The sequence below is a fragment of the Proteus sp. ZN5 genome (assembly GCF_011046025.1).
Classification (GTDB): Bacteria; Pseudomonadota; Gammaproteobacteria; order Enterobacterales; family Enterobacteriaceae; genus Proteus.
Genome location: NZ_CP047639.1, coordinates 3,748,873 through 3,767,852 on the forward strand (window position 1 = coordinate 3,748,873; position 18,980 = coordinate 3,767,852).

General features: G+C 37.3%; 18 protein-coding genes. 6 read left to right on the plus strand and 12 right to left on the minus strand.

The genetic code is table 11. From position 1 onward, the window contains the following. Window positions 1–6 precede the first annotated feature (6 nt). From GTK47_RS17325 to GTK47_RS17350, 6 genes are all read right to left on the minus strand, one after another. Window positions 7–492 (minus strand): fimbrial protein, encoded by a 486-nt coding sequence (locus GTK47_RS17325; protein ID WP_165125525.1) that lies wholly within the window; start codon window positions 490–492, stop codon window positions 7–9. 11 nt (window positions 493–503) lie between these two features. Further along, window positions 504–1,049 (minus strand): fimbrial protein, encoded by a 546-nt coding sequence (locus GTK47_RS17330; RefSeq protein WP_088493558.1) that lies wholly within the window; start codon window positions 1,047–1,049, stop codon window positions 504–506. 13 nt (window positions 1,050–1,062) lie between these two features. Continuing rightward, on the minus strand, window positions 1,063–1,821 hold the full coding sequence (locus GTK47_RS17335; protein WP_165125528.1) for a fimbria/pilus periplasmic chaperone: 759 nt from the start codon (window positions 1,819–1,821) through the stop codon (window positions 1,063–1,065). A gap of 55 nt (window positions 1,822–1,876) precedes the next feature. Next, window positions 1,877–4,492: an outer membrane usher protein gene (locus GTK47_RS17340; RefSeq protein ID WP_165125531.1), complete on the minus strand. Its 2,616-nt coding sequence runs from the start codon at window positions 4,490–4,492 to the stop codon at window positions 1,877–1,879. Between the two features lie 21 nt (window positions 4,493–4,513). Next, window positions 4,514–5,074 (minus strand): fimbrial protein, encoded by a 561-nt coding sequence (locus GTK47_RS17345; RefSeq protein WP_098944003.1) that lies wholly within the window; start codon window positions 5,072–5,074, stop codon window positions 4,514–4,516. 83 nt (window positions 5,075–5,157) lie between these two features. Further along, window positions 5,158–5,685, minus strand: a complete 528-nt coding sequence (locus GTK47_RS17350; RefSeq protein WP_165125534.1) for a fimbrial protein — start codon at window positions 5,683–5,685, stop codon at window positions 5,158–5,160. Between the two features lie 678 nt (window positions 5,686–6,363). Between GTK47_RS17350 and mrpI the strand changes: the two genes are divergently transcribed. After that, on the plus strand, window positions 6,364–6,924 hold the full coding sequence (mrpI, locus tag GTK47_RS17355; protein WP_165125537.1) for a phase variation DNA invertase MrpI: 561 nt from the start codon (window positions 6,364–6,366) through the stop codon (window positions 6,922–6,924). Window positions 6,925–7,358: 434 nt separating this feature from the next. Here mrpI and GTK47_RS17360 read toward each other — a convergent pair whose 3' ends face one another. From GTK47_RS17360 to GTK47_RS17370, 3 genes are read right to left on the minus strand one after another with little or no spacing between them, the layout of a single operon-like run. Continuing rightward, the gene (locus GTK47_RS17360; RefSeq protein ID WP_088493562.1) at window positions 7,359–8,582 is read right to left on the minus strand and encodes an RtcB family protein; all 1,224 of its coding nucleotides are present in this window, start codon (window positions 8,580–8,582) and stop codon (window positions 7,359–7,361) included. Beyond that, on the minus strand, window positions 8,579–9,718 hold the full coding sequence (locus tag GTK47_RS17365) for a slipin family protein (RefSeq protein ID WP_165126728.1): 1,140 nt from the start codon (window positions 9,716–9,718) through the stop codon (window positions 8,579–8,581). The genes GTK47_RS17360 and GTK47_RS17365 overlap by 4 nt, the downstream gene beginning before the upstream one ends. Window positions 9,719–9,749: 31 nt before the next feature. Continuing rightward, on the minus strand, window positions 9,750–9,914 hold the full coding sequence (locus GTK47_RS17370) for a hypothetical protein (RefSeq protein WP_165125540.1): 165 nt from the start codon (window positions 9,912–9,914) through the stop codon (window positions 9,750–9,752). A gap of 363 nt (window positions 9,915–10,277) precedes the next feature. Between GTK47_RS17370 and rtcR the strand changes: the two genes are divergently transcribed. Both rtcR and rnz read left to right on the plus strand, forming a co-directional pair. Further along, window positions 10,278–11,870, plus strand: a complete 1,593-nt coding sequence (gene rtcR, locus GTK47_RS17375; protein WP_165125543.1) for an RNA repair transcriptional activator RtcR — start codon at window positions 10,278–10,280, stop codon at window positions 11,868–11,870. A gap of 9 nt (window positions 11,871–11,879) precedes the next feature. Beyond that, window positions 11,880–12,797, plus strand: coding sequence for a ribonuclease Z (gene rnz / locus GTK47_RS17380; RefSeq protein ID WP_165125546.1), 918 nt, complete (start codon window positions 11,880–11,882; stop codon window positions 12,795–12,797). Window positions 12,798–12,886: 89 nt separating this feature from the next. Here the strand turns inward: rnz and GTK47_RS17385 are convergent, their stop codons facing one another. Further along, window positions 12,887–13,549, minus strand: coding sequence for a YetF domain-containing protein (locus GTK47_RS17385; protein ID WP_165125549.1), 663 nt, complete (start codon window positions 13,547–13,549; stop codon window positions 12,887–12,889). A 264-nt stretch (window positions 13,550–13,813) separates the two neighbouring features. On the opposite strand from GTK47_RS17385, the gene GTK47_RS17390 reads away from it, so the two are divergent. Together GTK47_RS17390 and betT are read left to right on the plus strand one after the other, a co-directional pair. Beyond that, on the plus strand, window positions 13,814–14,449 hold the full coding sequence (locus tag GTK47_RS17390) for a hypothetical protein (protein ID WP_165125552.1): 636 nt from the start codon (window positions 13,814–13,816) through the stop codon (window positions 14,447–14,449). 365 nt (window positions 14,450–14,814) lie between these two features. Continuing rightward, entirely contained in the window at window positions 14,815–16,818 is a 2,004-nt protein-coding gene (gene betT / locus GTK47_RS17395; RefSeq protein WP_165125555.1) for a choline BCCT transporter BetT, read from the plus strand. 65 nt (window positions 16,819–16,883) lie between these two features. On the opposite strand, the gene hpaR is transcribed toward betT, so the two are convergent. Further along, on the minus strand, window positions 16,884–17,321 hold the full coding sequence (gene hpaR / locus GTK47_RS17400; RefSeq protein ID WP_075673407.1) for a homoprotocatechuate degradation operon regulator HpaR: 438 nt from the start codon (window positions 17,319–17,321) through the stop codon (window positions 16,884–16,886). A 319-nt stretch (window positions 17,322–17,640) separates the two neighbouring features. Next, on the minus strand, window positions 17,641–17,805 hold the full coding sequence (locus tag GTK47_RS17405) for a hypothetical protein (RefSeq protein ID WP_241256042.1): 165 nt from the start codon (window positions 17,803–17,805) through the stop codon (window positions 17,641–17,643). Between the two features lie 106 nt (window positions 17,806–17,911). Here GTK47_RS17405 and hpaC point away from each other — a divergent pair, with 106 nt between their 5' ends. After that, entirely contained in the window at window positions 17,912–18,430 is a 519-nt protein-coding gene (hpaC, locus tag GTK47_RS17410; RefSeq protein ID WP_165125558.1) for a 4-hydroxyphenylacetate 3-monooxygenase, reductase component, read from the plus strand. The last annotated feature ends 550 nt before the right edge of the window (window positions 18,431–18,980 follow it).

An 18,980-nucleotide genomic window follows, 5' to 3' on the forward strand; every position in this document is an offset into this window, starting at 1 on the left:
ACGCTCCTATTGGTATTCAGCAAGCAGTGTTGCCGAAACTTCAAATGCACCTTCAGGCAAAGTGCTACCCGGTCTTTTAACGGGTACTGCTTGGATCACGGGTGGATTATCGGGTGATATCGCAATACGCTCGTTTAATTTAAAAGGCTTACCATCTTGCGTGAGATGAATACCTAAATCTGGAATATTGGTTTGTAGCGCAGCTTCATCAAACTGTGTTTTAGGGCCAATAATAGAAAGCCCTAAATCCCAACCTTTTAAATTTGGATCACAGACCAATCGATAATTCACTGATTCTGTGTAGTTAATGCCATCTACTTTATGAATACCTACGTTGTGCCCAAAATAGACATCAATCAGTTCGTTGTTACTGATAACACAAGGTGGTGGCACTAATAAGGTGCCAAACAATTTCATATTAGGTGCGTCTGCACTCATAATAGAATGAGAATTCAGTAATATAATCAGACACATGTACTTTAGTTTATTCATCTTCTGACCTCTTACTGATAATCCACATGCAGTGTGCCACTTGCGACAAAATCACCACCCACTAAGGCTTCATTCTGATCACGAACAGGAATAGCTTCTAGTTCAGGTAAGTTGGGATAGGTAAAATTCACCGCTTTGCCTAAATCTAATAAGTTTCCTTGATACAGAATACGTACCCCCAATCCTGTAATATTTGTTTGTAGCGCATTTGAATCAAAGCCAGTTGCGCTACCAGTGACATAGACTTTCATCGCATTGGTTGGCATTTTTTGGCAAGTCGCGGTGTAGTGGATAGGCTCTTTATAACGAACACCATCAATACGTGTACTCATCACCTCACCAAAATTAACTTCAATCATTTTGCCGTCATTAATTAAGCAAGGCGGTGGCGCAATGACATTTCCTGAAATATTGATATAAACAATTCCCGGAATAACATCTTTCACCGCTCTCGCGGGTAAATTCGCAACAGCAGTAAAACTTAGGCCTCCAGTAAACGTTGCCAAAATAAGAATCAACACTGCTTTGCTTGGGCTAAACCGCTGTTCCATTTTCATAAAATAGACCTATTTAGTTTCCTGCTGATGTTTCTGAGACTTTGCATTCATTGCCATTACAGGTGAATTTCATCTGTGGGCGTCCACCGTAATCATTGATGTAACTGAGTACAGGTGATGAGCCAAACGCAGAAATATGCAGATTTATCGTTCCAGTGCTTCTAGGGGCAATCATGATCGGCTCAAAACCATCGAGGCTTTTTCCTTGTAACCCTGTTAGCCCATCCACTAATGTCACGTAATAAGGTGTTGGGTTATTTACTTCATAGCGATCACCTTTCTTTATTAAGGTGATTTTTTCCTGCCAAGGATGGGTGAGATCCGTTTGTGTGGCGTAAATTGATGCTGGGCGATAAAACAGTTTAATTCGTGTTTGTAATGCAATTTGCAACACGTTAGGTTTATCACTACGAGGTGGAATTTCACGCAAGTTAAAATAGAAAACACTTTCTCTATCTTGTGGCAACTTGGCAATATCTGGTAATGACTGCACTTTTACTTGGCTTTTATCACCAGGCTCAATACGCTGAATTGGAGGTAAAACTAATAATGGGCTGTCAATACGTTCTCCATTTTCATTTTCCATCCAGCCCTGAGCCAAGTAAGGCAGCTCTTTGTTTTGATTGCTAACATTTAAGCTAATAGATTTATCTGCACCATTAAAAATGACACGCGTTCTATCTAAAGCAATCGCAGCAAGGGCTTGACTAGTAAAGACCATTCCAGTCAATAAAGTGGTTGTTACAATGAATAAGCGCTTTGATAACATCATTTTGAATTACTCTTTTTGTCTGAAATTATTTTTATCTTTCCCTTCTTTCCTAACCTTATTGTGTAATCAGTTGAGGCTTAGGTAAGGGCTCTGTTCTTTGATTGATTGTTGACGGTGTTACTTCTCCATCACTACAAGTCAGTAATAAAGAAGACATAAATAATCCTTCAACTAATGTTGGAATACGGACTTTGCACTGCTCTTGACCATTCCAACGCACACTCAATACATCATCACTATTAATCCCCGTCAGATAGACATTCCCACCATCATTGACAATACCAAGCTCACGCCCTTTCTCGGTTGTGACACTGGCACCAAATGGTGGATAAGTTCCGTCTTGTAAGCGAATGACAGCCATGGCTTTTTGTCCCGATACCACATCAAAGTGGCGGTAGCCTATAGCACCCTCTGTTAGGGTTAATTGTTGAATTGAACGTAATGCTTCAGCGTTATCTGGCATCTGGTCAAGGTCGATGCTGGCACTACTGCGGTAATAATCATTGATATCAGGCAGTACGGCTTTACCAAAAGCATTGGTACGAGTAATCGCGCCGATACTTTTCACTGGTACATCAGAAATACCATCTGTATCAATAAGTAAACGAGTACTACCAGTACGACTTGTGCGGTGTAATGCACCACCTTTTGGTGTTAGTGTTGCCCCACCCTGTAGTGATAATGTGGCTGATGTGTATTCGCCATTAATATGGCTCGCACTGGCAGTGACCAATGCAGCATCAGCATAATGCATAAGATAGGCATCTGCGGATGGTTTACCGTTACTACTTAAACCAGCACCAACACGATAGCTACTATTGTCATCAATACGATCGTAATAACTGACATTATGTGAATTACCGTGTTTATTAATCACAGTGTTGTAGCTAATAGTCGCGCGATCGCTCCAAGGCATGCTGACATTCATATAAACGCCATTATCAGTGGTGCCATTAAATTTATTGCGAAACGCCGACAGGCTGAGGTTGATATTTTTAAAGCTACCAATATCCATCGTTTTAGCTAATGACAAGTTATAGTTATCATTATTAGGCTTATTCCAATAAGTCTGATGACTATAGTTTAAGTAAGCACTCAACCCCCATTCAGGGAACTGCTTACTAAACATAATGGTATAAAGCTCTTTATTGTTATCTTCTTCACCACCATGATAACGGCGATCTAAATATTGATTCATACTCATAAAGTCACGTTCGGAGAATCGATAGCCAGCGAATGTCACTTGGCTATTTATTTGTTCAAAACGTTTTGAGTAACTTAAACGATAAGAGCCACCGTGATAACGCTTATCATCACTTGGAATTTTTGCCCAAGAATGTGTCGCATCAAAAGAGATAGCACCCAGTGCCATTAGGTCACGACCAATACCAGCAGAAACCGAGTTATAATCTCCCGATACTAATGAACCACCATAAAGAGACCAACCGTTGCTGATCCCCCATGAGAATTCCCCCATACCAAAAATAGGGCCTTCCGTATTACGATTCATATCTGAAGGCTGACCTGCTGAGAACTTATATTGCACTCGACCGGGACGTGTTAAATAAGGAATACTTGCAGTATCCATTTGGAATTCTTGAACAGATCCGTCTTGCTCTTCAACACGCACATCTAATTTGCCACTTACTGCATCATTGATGTCTTGAATACGAAACGGCCCCGGAGCAACCTGAGTTTCATAGATCACACGACCTTGCTGGCTAATCGTTACTTTCGCATTCGTTTTTGCTACTCCCGTTACTTCAGGGGCATATCCCCTTAAGTTAGGTGGTAGCATATTGTCATCCGTAGACAAGTTAACCCCAGTAAAACGGAAGTTATCGAAAATGTCAGAGCGTGAATAAGTCTCCCCCATTACAAGGCGAGCCCCTAGTTGCGTGATCGCTCTATAAAGATAAAGCTGATTCCATTTCCAATCATTTTCAGTGCTATCAGGAAGGCCCGTTGTATGCTGATAACTTGCTTGCCAATCGGCTCGGAAACGCCAAACACCAAGGTTTGCTCCCACGGTTCCTAAGCCTGTAACTTGCTGGCGTTGTTTCCCTTTAGCGGGATCTGTTACGTTAGCATTGACGTTATAGTCAAAAAGTACCCCTGAGATACCATGATCCCAACGAGATGGTGGATCCCAGTTTGGGGCTGAATATTCAAGATACGCTTGAGGAATAGTAAGAATAAGATTGCCATTTCCCAGACTTGCATTTACCGTCATTCCGGGAATGGAAGAAATATCAAGACAACTTCCATTATCTTGATATTTCACTTTTTCAGCCCATTCAGGTTTGAGCCCTATTTGGTGGATCAATTCTGGCGGTAAGCAAGCCTCACTACCTTTAGGATCATTAGCTGGCACAACATAGTTAATGTTATAAAGTTCAGGGAGTTCATTATTATTCACACGAACAACAAACTCATATCGGCCGGGCATAATATAGCCAGCGCGAGAGAAATCTGATAAGTCGATATTTTGCTTATCTTTTAGATCCAAAATATCGGCATTAAATTCAATATTACTATTTGCTAAAGCTGAACTTGAAATACTGGAAGCGCCAGTAATAATTAAATAGATCAGTACAGCAACAGGCCGAATAGTATGTTGTTTTTTCTTTTTTTCCGTCCCTAAACCAACGGTTTTGAATGTTCTAACCATAAGTTATCCAACCCGATCCATTTAATAGTATTCCAGCTTAAATCGCAGCGTTGTTCGGTAATTTCCAGCTTTTGGTATTTCGTTGTTTTTGACTATTCGCGCTTGGTAAAGTAACGCCATTGATTTAGAGTCAATACCAACAGGGGGTAATGGTTTACCCGGAATTGCTCGCCTGCCATAACGATCAGCTATCGCTAATGACGCACCTCTCGCTTCACCAGTGAGTGCAAAATTACCATTCTCGTTAGAGGGACCTTCAAACGTTGCAATAAAACGAGGGTTGTCCGCTTCCTGACCTTTTTGTTCAATTAGCGTACATTCCGTTAATCTGATAGAAAAATACTCAATAGGTCCTTGCCCTTCAGTCACCAGCATCGGAATAGAAACCATTGTCAGTGGAATAACTTGTTCACCACTTCCTGCTGCAATCGTGCAAGATGGTTCTAAGATCGAGCCTGAAAGATTAAGTACCCCAAATCGCTGATGCATGTTTTTATCTTGTTTTACATCACTCGCTACTGCTGTTGTTGTCAGTAAGCTGGCAATAAGGCATAGCCATAGTGGTGTCATCTTGCGATTCATATTTTTCTCCGTAAGAAAAAAATCGTTAAAAATAGACACAGGAAAAAAAGTCCTGTACATCCCTGTACAGAACTTATTTTTTCTTACTGATAAGTCAGTGCGAAAGTTGCGATTGCAGTGAAGTCACCAGGAACAGCAGCTTCTGCAGAAGAACCTTGTAAGTAAGCAGCAAAGTTCAGATCGTTATTACCATCACGTAATGTTTGAGCAGCACTTGGTGTGCCTAATTTGATTTGTTTACCACCAGCATCGGTGATAACAACAGCAGCATTTTTAGCAATACCTTCAATACCTAAAGAACCTGCTAAGATGTCTGCATCTTCTGAACCAGTGAAGGTTGTTTGAACAGTTTTATAAGTTTCTGTTGTGCAATTCTCTAAAGTAATTTTAAAATCACGAGAATTACTACGACCGCCATCTTTTAATGAAGCAGTAGAAATTTGACCTAATGGAACAGTTTGATTTTCTGAATCAGGATGAATAGAACAAGGTGCATCAATAATTGAACCAACAAATTTAACTGTACCGTGACCTTGATCAGCAGCGAATGTAGAACCTGCAGCAACAGATAAACCTAAGCCAAGAACTAACGCTAATTTATTTAATTTCATCTTTTTGTTTCCTAAAATATAAAGGACGAAGACATTAAAAATAATAAATTCACTAGGAATAAATAATTCCTAATTGAATGACTCACTTATTGAGTTTTTGAATTTTGGTATATCAATGCCCGTCCTAAACGAAATTAAATATCGTTAGAAACAAAACAAAATACACCAAATTGTTTTGTTAAAAATTTTCATCTCGAAATTAAACGTATTTAGATAATCAATCTTTAAATATCAAAAAAAGAGTTTATAATTCTAAGTGCAAATACTATAATTTGTGAAAAAAGTAAAAAAATTTATTTCTGGATTTTAAACAAAGTAACCAATCATGTTCCTTTTTTAAAATAATGATAAATATCAATATGTTAATCAAGTTAAGATATGTGGTTAATATTAAATTTGACTTAAGTGAGAAGCCAGAGAATAATAGTAAACAATTTGGTGTATTCTGTTTATTTCTATAAAGATGCCTGAATTCTTATCTCTGCTCATTTTTCACTTTTTCAATCAATGACTTTCATTTTCTAAAAATAAATAAGCTTTCAATAAACTTGTTTAAAATGAACAAGTAAAAGTGAAAGCATAAAAAAAACACAACCCTTTATTGATGCATATTACTTGTTATAGTGATGCAACAATTGGCTTTTGTTCCTTGTTATCTCATTGAAAAGGTTATAAAAAATGAAGCAACGTAAGTTTCTTACACGTTTTGAGATCAATTCTATTTTGAAACAAGCAAAGGAAGGACGGTATCCAGAAAGAGATTACTGTATGTTTTTAATGTGTTTTTTACATGGATTTCGTGTTAGTGAACTATGTAAATTAGCCCTCAGCGATATTGATTTGGAAAGTCGGATACTCTATGTCAGGCGTTTAAAAGGAGGGCTATCTACAACGCAGCCAATTATTGAAGAGGAATATGAAGCATTAGTTAACTGGTTGAAAAAACGGGAAACATGGAGAGAAGCAGATTCTGAATGGGTATTTTTATCTCAAAAAACGGGTCCAATTTCGCGTCAACAAGTCTATGGGTTACTTCGCCGTTTAGGTAAAAAAGCTAATGTATCCATTACTCCTCACCCCCATATGCTGCGCCATGCGTGTGGCTATGCTTTAGCTGATTTGGGGCGAGATACGCGCCTAATTCAAGATTATTTAGGACATCGTAATATTTCACATACCGTTATCTATACTGCAAGTAATTCAAAACGCTTTGTTCACATTTGGGATATAAGAAATTAACAATTAATTTTTTATTAATATAAACTATGAAGATTAATACACTAAATATAGTAGGCTATATTTTTTCAATAAGAATAAAGTTAATTTTTAATATAATTAAGAAATTTAGGATTTGTTTTATACTAAATAAATAACTGTGGTTGTAGATATTAATAAGTTATTAATAATTCCTTTTTAATTAAAGAATGACTCAATATAAGTATTCACTTTATGATTATCGCTATTGGTCAATAATAAAATTAATATCAGAGATTATTTATTAATAATACTAAACATTAATTGTTTGAATTTTAAACAGCAAATAAGGACTTAATTTAAAGATAACTTTAATTCTTTAACTTGTATTCATTTACATACCAGCACACGCTTTCATACCTCACTATCCCCAACGTTATCGTTTGGGGATAGTTATGAATTATCTTAAAAAAACACCATTATCCTTTTACACAAACAACCTGTCGTAGAGTATGAACAACCTCAACAAGTGATAACTGAGCCTTCATAACAGCATCAATATCCTTATAAGCCATCGGAATTTCATCAATCACATCTTCATCTTTTCGACATTCCACATGCGCTGTTGCCCGAATTTGGTCCTCAACACTAAAGGCTTTTTTTGCCGCAGTACGGCTCATTACACGTCCTGCGCCATGACTACATGAACAGAAACTTTCGGCATTTCCCTTACCTCTAACAATAAAGCTCTTCGCTCCCATTGAACCCGGAATGATCCCCATTTCACCTTTTTGAGCAGAAACGGCACCTTTTCGAGTCACCAGTACCTCTTCACCAAAGTGCATTTCTTTTTGCACATAGTTATGGTGGCAGTTCACTGCCTGTTGTTGAGTCGTAAAAGGTTTAGTTATTTGTGTTGATAATGCCGCCAACACGCGTTCCATCATGATTTCACGATTATGTCGGGCAAAATCCTGAGCCCATTCTACGGCTTCTATATAGTCATCATAGAAAAGCGTTCCTTCTTTTAAGTACGCTAAATTTTTATCTGGCAAGTTAGCAATATGCTCTCTCATGTCTTCTTGTGCCATTTGTATAAATAACGTACCAATAGCATTACCAACACCACGAGATCCACTATGTAGCATTACCCAAACATTATCTGATTCATCAAGGCACAACTCGATAAAGTGGTTCCCTGTTCCTAATGTACCAAGGTGACGATAGTTATTTGTATTTCGTAAACGTGGGTATTTATCAGTTAAAACCTTAAAACGCCCTTCAAGTTGTTGCCAATGTTGATCAACAAGTTTAGGTGGGTTCTTCCATGAACCACGGTCGTTCCCTGATTGATAACTTGTTCGTCCATGAGGTACTGCTCTTTCTATTGCCGTTCTTATGGCAAATAAATTATCTGGCAGATCATTTGCGTGTAATGATGTTTTCACCGCAATCATTCCACATCCAATATCCACACCAACTGCAGCCGGAATAATCGCGCCTTTTGTTGGAATAACACTCCCTATTGTTGAACCTTTCCCTAAGTGAACATCGGGCATTACTGCCATATGTTTAAAAATAAAAGGCATCTTGGCGGTATTGATAAGTTGCTTTAGAGCATCTGCTTCAACAGGTACACCATTTGTCCACATTTTGATTTCCGCAGTCCCTGCTTCTTTTACTATTTGATGATCCAATATCATGCCTGTGCTCCTTTAATTTGTACTAACCCGTTTAATACTTGGTCTAAACCGCCATAAACGGAAATCTTATCAATACGTTCTGCAATACGCTCTACGGTTTCTAACTCTTTTAATCGTAGAGCTACTGGATTGTTTTCCATCACTTTTGCCGTATTTAATAAAGAACGTGTCGCGGATGTCTCTTCTCTTCGACGTATAACATTAGCCTGAGCTGATTTTTCAGCCTCAACCACTTGCGCTAAAATTGTTTTCATTTCACCCGGTAAAACAATGTCTTTTACCCCTAATGAAGCGACTTCAATGCCATATCCTTTAGTCACTTCACTGATTTTTTCACTCACTAAACTGTCAATCAGCGTTTTATTTTCTAATAATTCATCCAATGTTCTTGTTCCTACGGCTTCACGTAATGCAAACTGCAACTCTTTATATAAGAACTCAAGAGGTGAACTCAGCAATTGGTACGCTGAAAGCACGTCGCGATAACGCCAACTCGCAGACAGATTAATGCGTAAGGTCACTTTATCTTTCGTTAAGATCTCTTGTCCGCTTACATCGAGTGTTTGCAAGCGCATATCAACAACTTCAACATCAACTTTGTGCTGATAACGCCAATAACCTTTTAATCCAGGTGGTAATAATGATTGAGTCTCACCATTAACACGGATAATGCCCGCATGCCATGTCGGAATATCTACACTTAATACACCTTCACTGCCTTTTATCGTTTGGTTACGTAATTTTGGATGCTGTAATTTTTTAACCAACGTGGGCGAAACTTCCAATTCATTTGCTGACAACACTTCCATTGAACGTTGTGCATAATTCCAATAGAGACGGCGAGTACTCGGCGCTAAGATCTCTTTAAGTGAACCATTTTCATAGAGTAAGCCAATCTCTTCATCAGATAGCACAATATCAAAACAATATTCACTCACCCATTCTGGATGATATTGACGTAAAAATTCGGCTTTCTCTCTTTCAATTGCAGGACCGTTCAATTCCACCAACTCAACACTTAATTGACGGCGAAGATCGAAAAATTTATGTTCACCCGCAGCAAGGACATCAATATATTCATCGTCCTTCTTTAATAAACCCAGTTGTCCCTGTTTCACTTTTATTGTTGTTCTTATCATCATTGCTTCCTTTTTCTCTTCTTTATTACTAGCTTTCTTTTATTACCATTTTTATCGTGACTTGCTCTCCACGAACAAACTTGGCGAAATCGAAAGGAAAACAAGAGAGGAACGATACTCTGTTTGTCTCTTCTTCTGCTTTCAATCCAGCGTAGTTGCTGGTGGATAAGCAAGGTGACGATACTGCTGTCACAACGATCTTTTATATTTAATTTTACATTTGGATTTGTAATGGTTTTGGTGTCAGGAATCGAACCTGAAAATAACCCTCTTCACCTACAGAGTCTCGATGTGGAGGAACACATTTAGATAACACCACAGAGTGTTCTTTATGTGCCTACCAGATTTAAAATCTGCTCAAGACATTAATAATATTGCGAGTATCGTGCCAAGTTTTTAAATATCACCAAAAATATCTTTAACAATATGTTTTAATTAATAAAAATATTTTCAGCGTAATTTTCAAATATTTAGCCATTGAATTAAAATCGATAAAATCTTATCTTTTTATCTATACATTTATAAATATAGATAAAGAACAAGTAGGGATAACTTAATGAAACGCAAAGTGGTGATTGGTGTTTTAGGCACAACATTAGATAAACGGGGAAAAAGCCATAAAAGATGGAACTCATGGCGTCCAACAATTTCTATTTGCCATCAAAAAGATTTCCCCGTTAGTCGATTAGTCATGATCCATCAACCCAATGATTCAATGCTAGCGTCAAAAATCACTGAAGATATTCATACCATCTCTCCTGATACAGAGGTGTTGCCTTACGAAATTGATATTTGTGATCCTTGGGATCTAGAAGAGGTTTATAGTCACTTTCTTGATTTTGCAGTGAGCTATCCATTTGATACTGAGAATGAAGAATATTATGTCCATATCACAACGGGTACACACATCGCCCAGATTTGCTGGTTTTTACTCACTGAAGCGCACTACTTACCTGCAAAACTATTACAAACCTCCCCTTCTTCTAAAATCGAAAATGAAGATGGTATCAAAACAGTACAATCAGCCACGGGGAGTTATGCTGTTATTGATCTCGACTTAAGCCGTTATACAAAACTAACGAGCCGATTTGAGCACTACCATAATGAGTCACTCTCTTTCTTAAAATCAGGGATAGCTACACGCAACGAACGTTTTAATACTTTAATCGCTCAGATTGAACGAGTGGCATTACGCTCTGTTGCCCCCATTTTGTTAACAGGCCCGACAGGCGCGGGGAAATCATTCCTTGCTCAGCGTATTTATGAATTAAGACAGTCTCGCCATTTTGTAAATGGTCGTTTTATTGCTGTTAACTGCGCCACTCTGCGCGGTGATAACGCCATGTCTACATTATTTGGTCATGTGAAAGGTGCATTTACAGGTGCATTACAAGCAAGACAAGGGTTATTAAGAGAAGCCGATAAAGGGATTTTATTTCTTGATGAAATTGCGGAATTAGGACTTGATGAACAAGCAATGTTACTGAAAGCAATAGAAGAGAAATCGTTTTATCCTTATGGCTCCGATACTGAAGTGCAAAGCGATTTCCAGCTAATCGCAGGTACACATCGTGATATGGACAAGCAAATTGCGAAAGGGCTTTTTCGTGAAGATCTCTATGCAAGGATCAATTTATGGTCTTTTTCACTGCCCGGTTTAGCCAATCGTAAAGAGGATATTGAGCCTAACATCGATTATGAATTGCATCATTTTGCAAAGCTTTATCAAAAGGCAATCCGCTTTAACTCTGATGCGAAATCACACTATATTCGATTTGCAACATCTGAACAGGCATTATGGCGTGGTAATTTCCGTGAACTTAGTGCTAGTATAACGCGAATGGCAACACTTGCCGAAAATGGTCGTATTACCCTTCCTCTTGTTGATGAAGAAATTAATCGTTTAAAACAAAATTGGGGAGTTGCTTCCTCTTCTTTATTTAATAGTACTGATATTGATCTTTTCGATCTTAGCCAACTCAATACCGTTATCAAAACGTGCCAGCAATCATCAACACTCTCAGAAGCCGGTAGAAAACTTTTCGCAGTATCAAGACAAAATAAAAAACAACCCAACGATGCCGATCGCCTACGTAAGTATCTTGCGAAATTCGATTTAAGTTGGGAACAAATTCGACATGGAGAATAATATTTCATTATGGAGCTCACTTTTTTAGGCACTAACGCAGGCGTTCCTTCTAAAGATCGCAATGTCACCAGTATGGTGCTTGATTTACAAAATAAACAAAAAAGTATGTGGATGTTTGATTGTGGTGAAGCGACACAACATCAAATATTGCATACTCGCGTAAAATTACCGCGTTTAAATAAAATTTTTATTACCCACTTACATGGCGACCATATTTTTGGTTTACCGGGATTACTTTGTAGTCGCTCCATGGGCGGAACCGAAACGCTGTTAACGGTGTATGGTCCTACGGGTATCAAAACTTTTATAGAGACTGCACTGACCTTAAGCCAATCTTATTTAACCTACCCTATTAATATTGTCGAAATTGACGAAGCGGGTTTTCTGTTTGAAGAAGAAGGTATGAAAGTTAGCTGTGAAGCACTTTCTCATCCTGTACCTTGTTTTGGCTATCGCTTAGAAGAAGAAAACAGCCCTGGTAAATTAGATGCAGAAAAACTGAAAGCGGACAACATTCCTGCAGGACCTTGGTTACAAGAGTTAAAACAAGGTAAAACCATTACCTTGTCAGATGGAAGAGTCATTGACGGCAAAAAGTATATTGGCCCTGAAACAAAAGGTCGTTGTATTGCAATTTTCGGTGATACACAACCCACTCCAAATGCATTAAAGCTGGCGAATAATGCAGATATTATTGTTCATGAAGCGACGTTTAAACATGAAATGGCAGAGCAAGCGAATAGCCGTGGACACTCAACAACGGTACAAGCAGCACAGTTAGCCAAAGATGCTAATGTCAAAAAGCTGATTATCACACATATTAGTAGTCGCTATTCACCCGAAGACTGTGTTGAGTTACTCAATGAAAGCCAACAGATCTTTAGCCATACTAAAATGGCTTCTGATTTTGAGATATTTAAGTTGTAATTGTGCTTTCACTAAATAACCGTGGCGATATTATGTCGCCACTGTTATGGCTCATACTTCACTCATCGACGTATATTTTAGTTAGTTATCTATAACGTAGTGCGTTTTATCTTCCCATCTTGCAAAATAAAATTAACTTTTCCATCCCAGAATTCAGCTAAGAAAATATCTTCTGGTTTCTCAATATGCTGATTTTTCATCTCATCTTGAAGCCATGCTTCATCTTTTTCTATTTGCGCTAATTCTGATGTTCGAATAACCCCATCTTTCATAACAATAATCGAAGGCATTTTTGCGCCGTCACATACCACGGTGATTTGTCCATCAGGTTCAATTTGCGCGTAATTGACCTCTTGAAACGAATGAATACCTTGTGCATGAAGACGAGAGGTTATGTTTAAAATGTCTATTTTGTTCTTTTTCTCCATGATGTTTTCCATTATAAACTCGCCCTTTTTTATAATGGGAATAGGGTTACCAATAGTCACAGCACGGAAAAAATTGAATCGCTTACTGATATAATTAAGCAAAGAGATAAAACAGACACCAATTAAGAAGACGACAATATATTGATAAAGAGGGATCGCATCAGTGTAAATCACCCCACCCATAATGCCACCAAGTACAAAATTACCAATAAAATCAATAGGTGTTAATTGAGAGAGTTGTGTTTTACCCGATAAATTCATATGGGCTAATATGATAGTAAAACCAATAATAAATTTGATAATAACCAGAAAGTAATATTCCATTTGAGTCTCACATTTCCAATAATTTCTGTACTTATTATAAAGCAGAAAATCTCACCCAGATAAAAATCTAAATTATTTTTGATGATATTTGACTAAGAAAAAACACTTAATATACTTAGGTTTGTTGATTTTAAGACTCACACTATACTTATTACGATGATTTAATCGTAATCTCTTACTATCAACTCAATAGCTTCTCGCCTTTTCTAGTTCTTACGCGGGATATCACTGAATTGTTTTTGAACACACATTTTGGAGAAAAAAATGAATAAAAAACTACTTACTTCATTGGTTCTAGCGGGTCTTGTTACTATTACAGCAGGTTGTGATGACTCATCTAAAAAAGTTGATGAAGGTATTGATAAGGCAAAAGAAACAGCAACTCAAGTAACTGAAACAGCACAAGATAAAGCCAAAGAGTTGACAGAACAAGCTAAAGATAAAGCAGCCGACTTGAAAGAAGATGCATCCGCAAAAGCAGATGAATTAACACAACAAGCTCAAGAGCTAAAAGATAAAGCGGAGCAAAAAGCAGCTGAGCTAAAAACGCAAGCTGATGAAAAAACAGATGCCCTAAAAGAGAGCATTTCACAAAAAACCGATGAGCTAAAAGATGCAAGTGCTGCAAAAGCAGAAGAAATTAAGCAAAGCCTAGAAGCTGAAAGCAATAAATTATCTGAAAAAGCCGCAGAATTAAAACAAGATGCGAGCAAAACAGCAGATAACCTGATGCAAGAAGCAGACAACAAGATTGAACAGCTAAAAGGTGATGCATCAAAAACCAGCGATGATGTAAAACAACAAGCTCAAGAGACTGAAAATAAAGCACTTGATAAAGCGGATCAATTAACAGATCAAGCCAAACAAAAAATTGATGATTTAAAAACTGAAAACAAATAACATGATTTCAGTTTTTTTGATGAATCTAAAGCCAGTAAATTTTTACTGGCTTTTTTTGTACAAAAAAAAGACAAGGGTTGATCGGTTAAGCAAAAAATGTAACCATGTTCTCCTTTTTTCAACAGGAGAAACCTATTAAAGAGTGAAAGCACCTAATATATAAAGTCATTAATAAATTGATTTAATTGCATTTTTCTTCACTTTACGGAAAAAATAATTTAGTTCCGTTCTTTTATAAAACATCTTACCGACTTGGTGTTTTATTCAAATTTTCTTATGAACTTTTCTTTTCTGATGATATTAGTAATCAGAAAATAGGTAGCGAAAAGTCTCTTTCTAGGAAAATAACAAAAAATAGGTTAACTATGAGTCAACAAAACGATATAACCCCTCAAAAAGTTAGGATGAAAATTAATCCTCCCGTTTTTTATACATCAGCACTGTTAATTTTACTGGTCGTTGGTTTCTCTGCGTTATTTCCAGAGTTGGCTAATGATAAATTAGGTCATCTTCAGGAAAACCTCTTCACGAATGCGAGCTGGTTCTACATTCTAGCCGTTGCATTGGTTTTGCTGAGTGTGACTTATTTAGGCCTTTCTCGTTTTGGTCAAATCAAGTTGGGGCCTGATCATGCTCGCCCTCATTTTAGTTATTTTGCTTGGTTTGCCATGCTCTTTTCCGCAGGAATGGGAATTGGCTTAATGTTCTTTGGTGTTGCTGAACCTGTCATGCATTATTTAATGCCTCCGACCGGTGATGCTCAGACCATAGAAGCAGCCAAAGAAGCTATGCGATTAACTTTTTTCCATTGGGGATTACATGCATGGGCTATTTATGCCATTGTCGCTTTAATCTTGGCTTTTTTCTCTTATCGCCATGGTTTGCCATTAACATTGCGTTCTGCACTTTATCCTATTATTGGTGATCGCATACATGGACCTATTGGCCATGCCGTCGATATTTTTGCTGTTATGGGAACAGTTTTTGGTGTTGCAACTTCTCTGGGATTTGGTGTTCTGCAAGTTAATGCAGGTTTAAACCATCTTTTTAATGTACCCATTAATCCAACCGTGCAAGTCGTATTGATTGTTGTGATAACAGGACTTGCAACTATTTCAGTTGTTTCTGGGCTAGAAAAAGGGATCCGCTTTTTATCTGAACTTAACTTAGGATTAGCGGTAATTCTTCTTTTATTAGTCATTATTCTCGGTCCAACCGTATTGATATTAAAATCATTTGTTGAGAATACGGGGGGATATCTATCCGAAATTGTGAGTAAAACCTTTAATCTTTACGCATACGAACCAAAATCGAGTGACTGGTTAGGGGGATGGACTCTACTTTATTGGGGCTGGTGGCTTTCATGGTCTCCATTTGTAGGGATGTTTATTGCCCGCATTTCTCGTGGTCGTACTATCCGCGAATTTGTTGTCGGTGTTCTGTTTGTTCCTGCTGGCTTTACTTTACTTTGGATGACCGTATTTGGTAATACAGCTATTCATTTAATCAAAGATAAAGGTGCAGAAGCTCTCGCAAATATCGTACAACAAGATGTCTCATTGGCTTTATTTGAGTTCTTAAATTATTTTCCATTTTCGTCCGTTTTATCCTTCTTTGCGATGTTGATGGTTGTTGTCTTCTTTGTGACTTCAGCCGATTCTGGTGCAATGGTTGTTGATACTTTGGCTTCAGGTGGCGATAGCGAAACACCAGTATGGCAACGTATTTTCTGGGCGGGCTTAATGGGTGTCTCTGCAATCACCTTATTATTAGCAGGTGGTTTAACTGCGCTACAAACAGTCACCATTGCAAGTGCACTTCCTTTCTCAATGGTATTGCTTGCTTCTATTTATGGGTTAATAAAAGCATTGCGAGTGGATGTATATAAACGTGACAGCCAACAGTTAACTACGATTGCACCACCAGCAAGCCGTAATCCAATTCCTTGGCAACGTCGTTTAAGAAATATCGCTTATTTTCCAAAACGTTCCCATGTAAAACGTTTTATGGATGAAGTTATCCAACCTTCAATGGAAATGGTCTCTGCTGAATTAAGCAAACAAGCAACTCAATGCTATATCCATAATGAAGAAGATGATCGCATTGGCTTCGAAGTCGATTTAGGCGATGACATGAATTTCTTCTATGAAGTTCGTCTGCGTTTTTATACTCAACCCGCTTTTGCTTTAGCTGGATTAAGTGATGAAGAAAGAGACGAAGAACATAAATATTATCGTGCTGAAATTCATTTAAAAGAAGGTGGGCAAGACTACGATGTAATGGGGTGGACGAAAGAACAAATCATTCACGATATTCTTGATCAGTACGAAAAGCACATTCACTTCTTACATGTATTAGGTAAGCAATAATTTTTCCGGAGTGAAAACAACAAAAAGGAGATGCCATAGCATCTCCTTTTTTCTTATCAAATAACTTATTTTTCTGATTGTTCAACATCATCTGGATTAAGTGCAATCAGCTCTTTTAATAATCCAGCTAGTCGTTGTAGTTTTTCAGTGGAAAACTTTTGCTCAAGTAATTGATAGCCTTCTTCAATTTTAGGCTGAATTTTATCGTATAAGCTTTGCCCATTGGCAGACAATGAAACGAAAAGTTTACGTTGGTCACTCACAGGTTTTAAACGACAAATTAGCTCGTCTCTTTCCATTCTAATAAGAATACCCGTTAGACTTGGTCGGAGAATACACGATTTTTGTGCTAATTCGTGGAAATCAATAGAGCGCTTATCCGCAAGTACGCGAATGATCCGCCACTGCTGTTCTGTCAGATTATGCTCTTTGAGAACAGGTCGAAAAAAACCCATCGCAGATTCCCGTGCTTGTAATAGCGCGATAGTTAATGATTCATGCATAATCAAGAAGCTCTTTATATGGTGTTATAGGTGAAATGACAAAATATCACTTAATATAGACAGTGAAAAAGTACCGCTGTTTATGGTTTATAAAATGACTATATTCTAAGAATAGACTAATTGTTACAATTATTCATATTAACAAATAAATAAAGTTGACTCAATTTTTGCAATTTTATTCCCTTTGTGCAATTTATCACCCATGCTTCTTTTCGTGTTAATTTCACCTTCCGCAACATCCTGACCTATACGCAATTGTCATCGATTGGCAATTTGTGTTATCACTCAACCAACGAAAAAAAGTAGCCTGATTTGCCTATTACCCTCCCCCTAAATTAGGAATAATGGCACTTAGCGATAAGGTTGTCTCACCGTGTTTTGAGATAAAGTTAACAGGTTGTAACAAAGAAAGATTGCTATCTTTGTTCATGCGCGGTAGCGTTACGGCTTTAAAACAACGCAACAAAGAAACCGGCAATAACATTACAACTTTGTTAGCGGAGTAGTTAGGTAATTTATTAGTTATCTAACTAATAATTATTTTAAGTGAAGACGCCCACAGACGAGAAGTCTGGCAGTAGGAGTAAATAATGTCTGAGGAAAAACAGGCTAACCCACTTTTTCGGGATGCAATGGCAAGCTTAGGCGCCGCAGTCAATATCGTGGCAACAAATGGCGACGCGGGATGCTGTGGCTTAACAGCAACAGCGGTATGTTCTGTTACTGATAACCCGCCTACCGTAATGATTTGCATCAACAGTAAAAGTCAGATGAACGCTATTTTTCAAGAAAATGGAAAATTAAGCATCAATATCTTGAATCATGAGCAAGAAGAAATGGCATGTCATTTCGCCGGAATGACAGGGCTCGCGATGGCAGATCGCTTTACCCAACCAGGATGGCAAAACGGACAATTACAACAACCCGTATTAACAAATGCACTTGCCTGCCTTGAAGGTGATATTTATGATGTGCGCCAAGTCGGTACACACTTTGTTTATATGACCGAAATTAAAAATATTTCAGTACGTGAAGATGGAGACGGACTTATTTATTTCAAACGTCGTTTCCATTCTGTTAAAAATGAACAAGTAACAATCTCTGTTTAAATTTCACCAATTTTACTTCAAGATAAAAACGCACTTTTAATAAGGGCGTTTTTTATTGATTCTAATCACATCATAAAACTTAATATTTATCTATATTAAATGAATATTTATTTAATAAAATAATATTGGCTAACTTTTAGATATTTATTAAACATTTATTAACATCTGTTTGTTATAAAAGAATAATTTTTAATTATAATGAAAAATTTCTTTCTATAATCAATCAGTCACATAATCAAAAATATTTTCATTCTACTTTGTTCTTTATCTTTATTTAATTTACTCAGATTAAAATATAAACAAACAACAATCTCATTGGTTATATTTTATACCAAAAATCAATTAAATGACTTTATTTGAAAATAAACTAATGAATATTTTTTTCAATCTGGTATTAATCTTACCCACAGTGTGATCAACCTTTGAGAAGTCATTCCATCAATATATTAGTCTACTCGACTTGCTGATTACCTTCTTAAATTTGCAAACATCACTCTAAATACGACAGATAATGTTATCGTCGTGTAACATTCCTCGTGAATGTGAGTAA

Coding starts and splice junctions, on each gene's coding strand:
- GTK47_RS17325 (WP_165125525.1), bottom strand. CDS start 492: ATGAATAAACTAAAGTACATGTGTCTGATTATATTACTGAATTCTCAT.
- GTK47_RS17330 (WP_088493558.1), bottom strand. CDS start 1,049: ATGAAAATGGAACAGCGGTTTAGCCCAAGCAAAGCAGTGTTGATTCTT.
- GTK47_RS17335 (WP_165125528.1), bottom strand. CDS start 1,821: ATGATGTTATCAAAGCGCTTATTCATTGTAACAACCACTTTATTGACT.
- GTK47_RS17340 (WP_165125531.1), bottom strand. CDS start 4,492: ATGGTTAGAACATTCAAAACCGTTGGTTTAGGGACGGAAAAAAAGAAA.
- GTK47_RS17345 (WP_098944003.1), bottom strand. CDS start 5,074: ATGAATCGCAAGATGACACCACTATGGCTATGCCTTATTGCCAGCTTA.
- GTK47_RS17350 (WP_165125534.1), bottom strand. CDS start 5,685: ATGAAATTAAATAAATTAGCGTTAGTTCTTGGCTTAGGTTTATCTGTT.
- mrpI (WP_165125537.1), top strand. CDS start 6,364: ATGAAGCAACGTAAGTTTCTTACACGTTTTGAGATCAATTCTATTTTG.
- GTK47_RS17360 (WP_088493562.1), bottom strand. CDS start 8,582: ATGATATTGGATCATCAAATAGTAAAAGAAGCAGGGACTGCGGAAATC.
- rtcR (WP_165125543.1), top strand. CDS start 10,278: ATGAAACGCAAAGTGGTGATTGGTGTTTTAGGCACAACATTAGATAAA.
- rnz (WP_165125546.1), top strand. CDS start 11,880: ATGGAGCTCACTTTTTTAGGCACTAACGCAGGCGTTCCTTCTAAAGAT.
- GTK47_RS17385 (WP_165125549.1), bottom strand. CDS start 13,549: ATGGAATATTACTTTCTGGTTATTATCAAATTTATTATTGGTTTTACT.
- GTK47_RS17390 (WP_165125552.1), top strand. CDS start 13,814: ATGAATAAAAAACTACTTACTTCATTGGTTCTAGCGGGTCTTGTTACT.
- betT (WP_165125555.1), top strand. CDS start 14,815: ATGAGTCAACAAAACGATATAACCCCTCAAAAAGTTAGGATGAAAATT.
- hpaR (WP_075673407.1), bottom strand. CDS start 17,321: ATGCATGAATCATTAACTATCGCGCTATTACAAGCACGGGAATCTGCG.
- GTK47_RS17405 (WP_241256042.1), bottom strand. CDS start 17,805: ATGTTATTGCCGGTTTCTTTGTTGCGTTGTTTTAAAGCCGTAACGCTA.
- hpaC (WP_165125558.1), top strand. CDS start 17,912: ATGTCTGAGGAAAAACAGGCTAACCCACTTTTTCGGGATGCAATGGCA.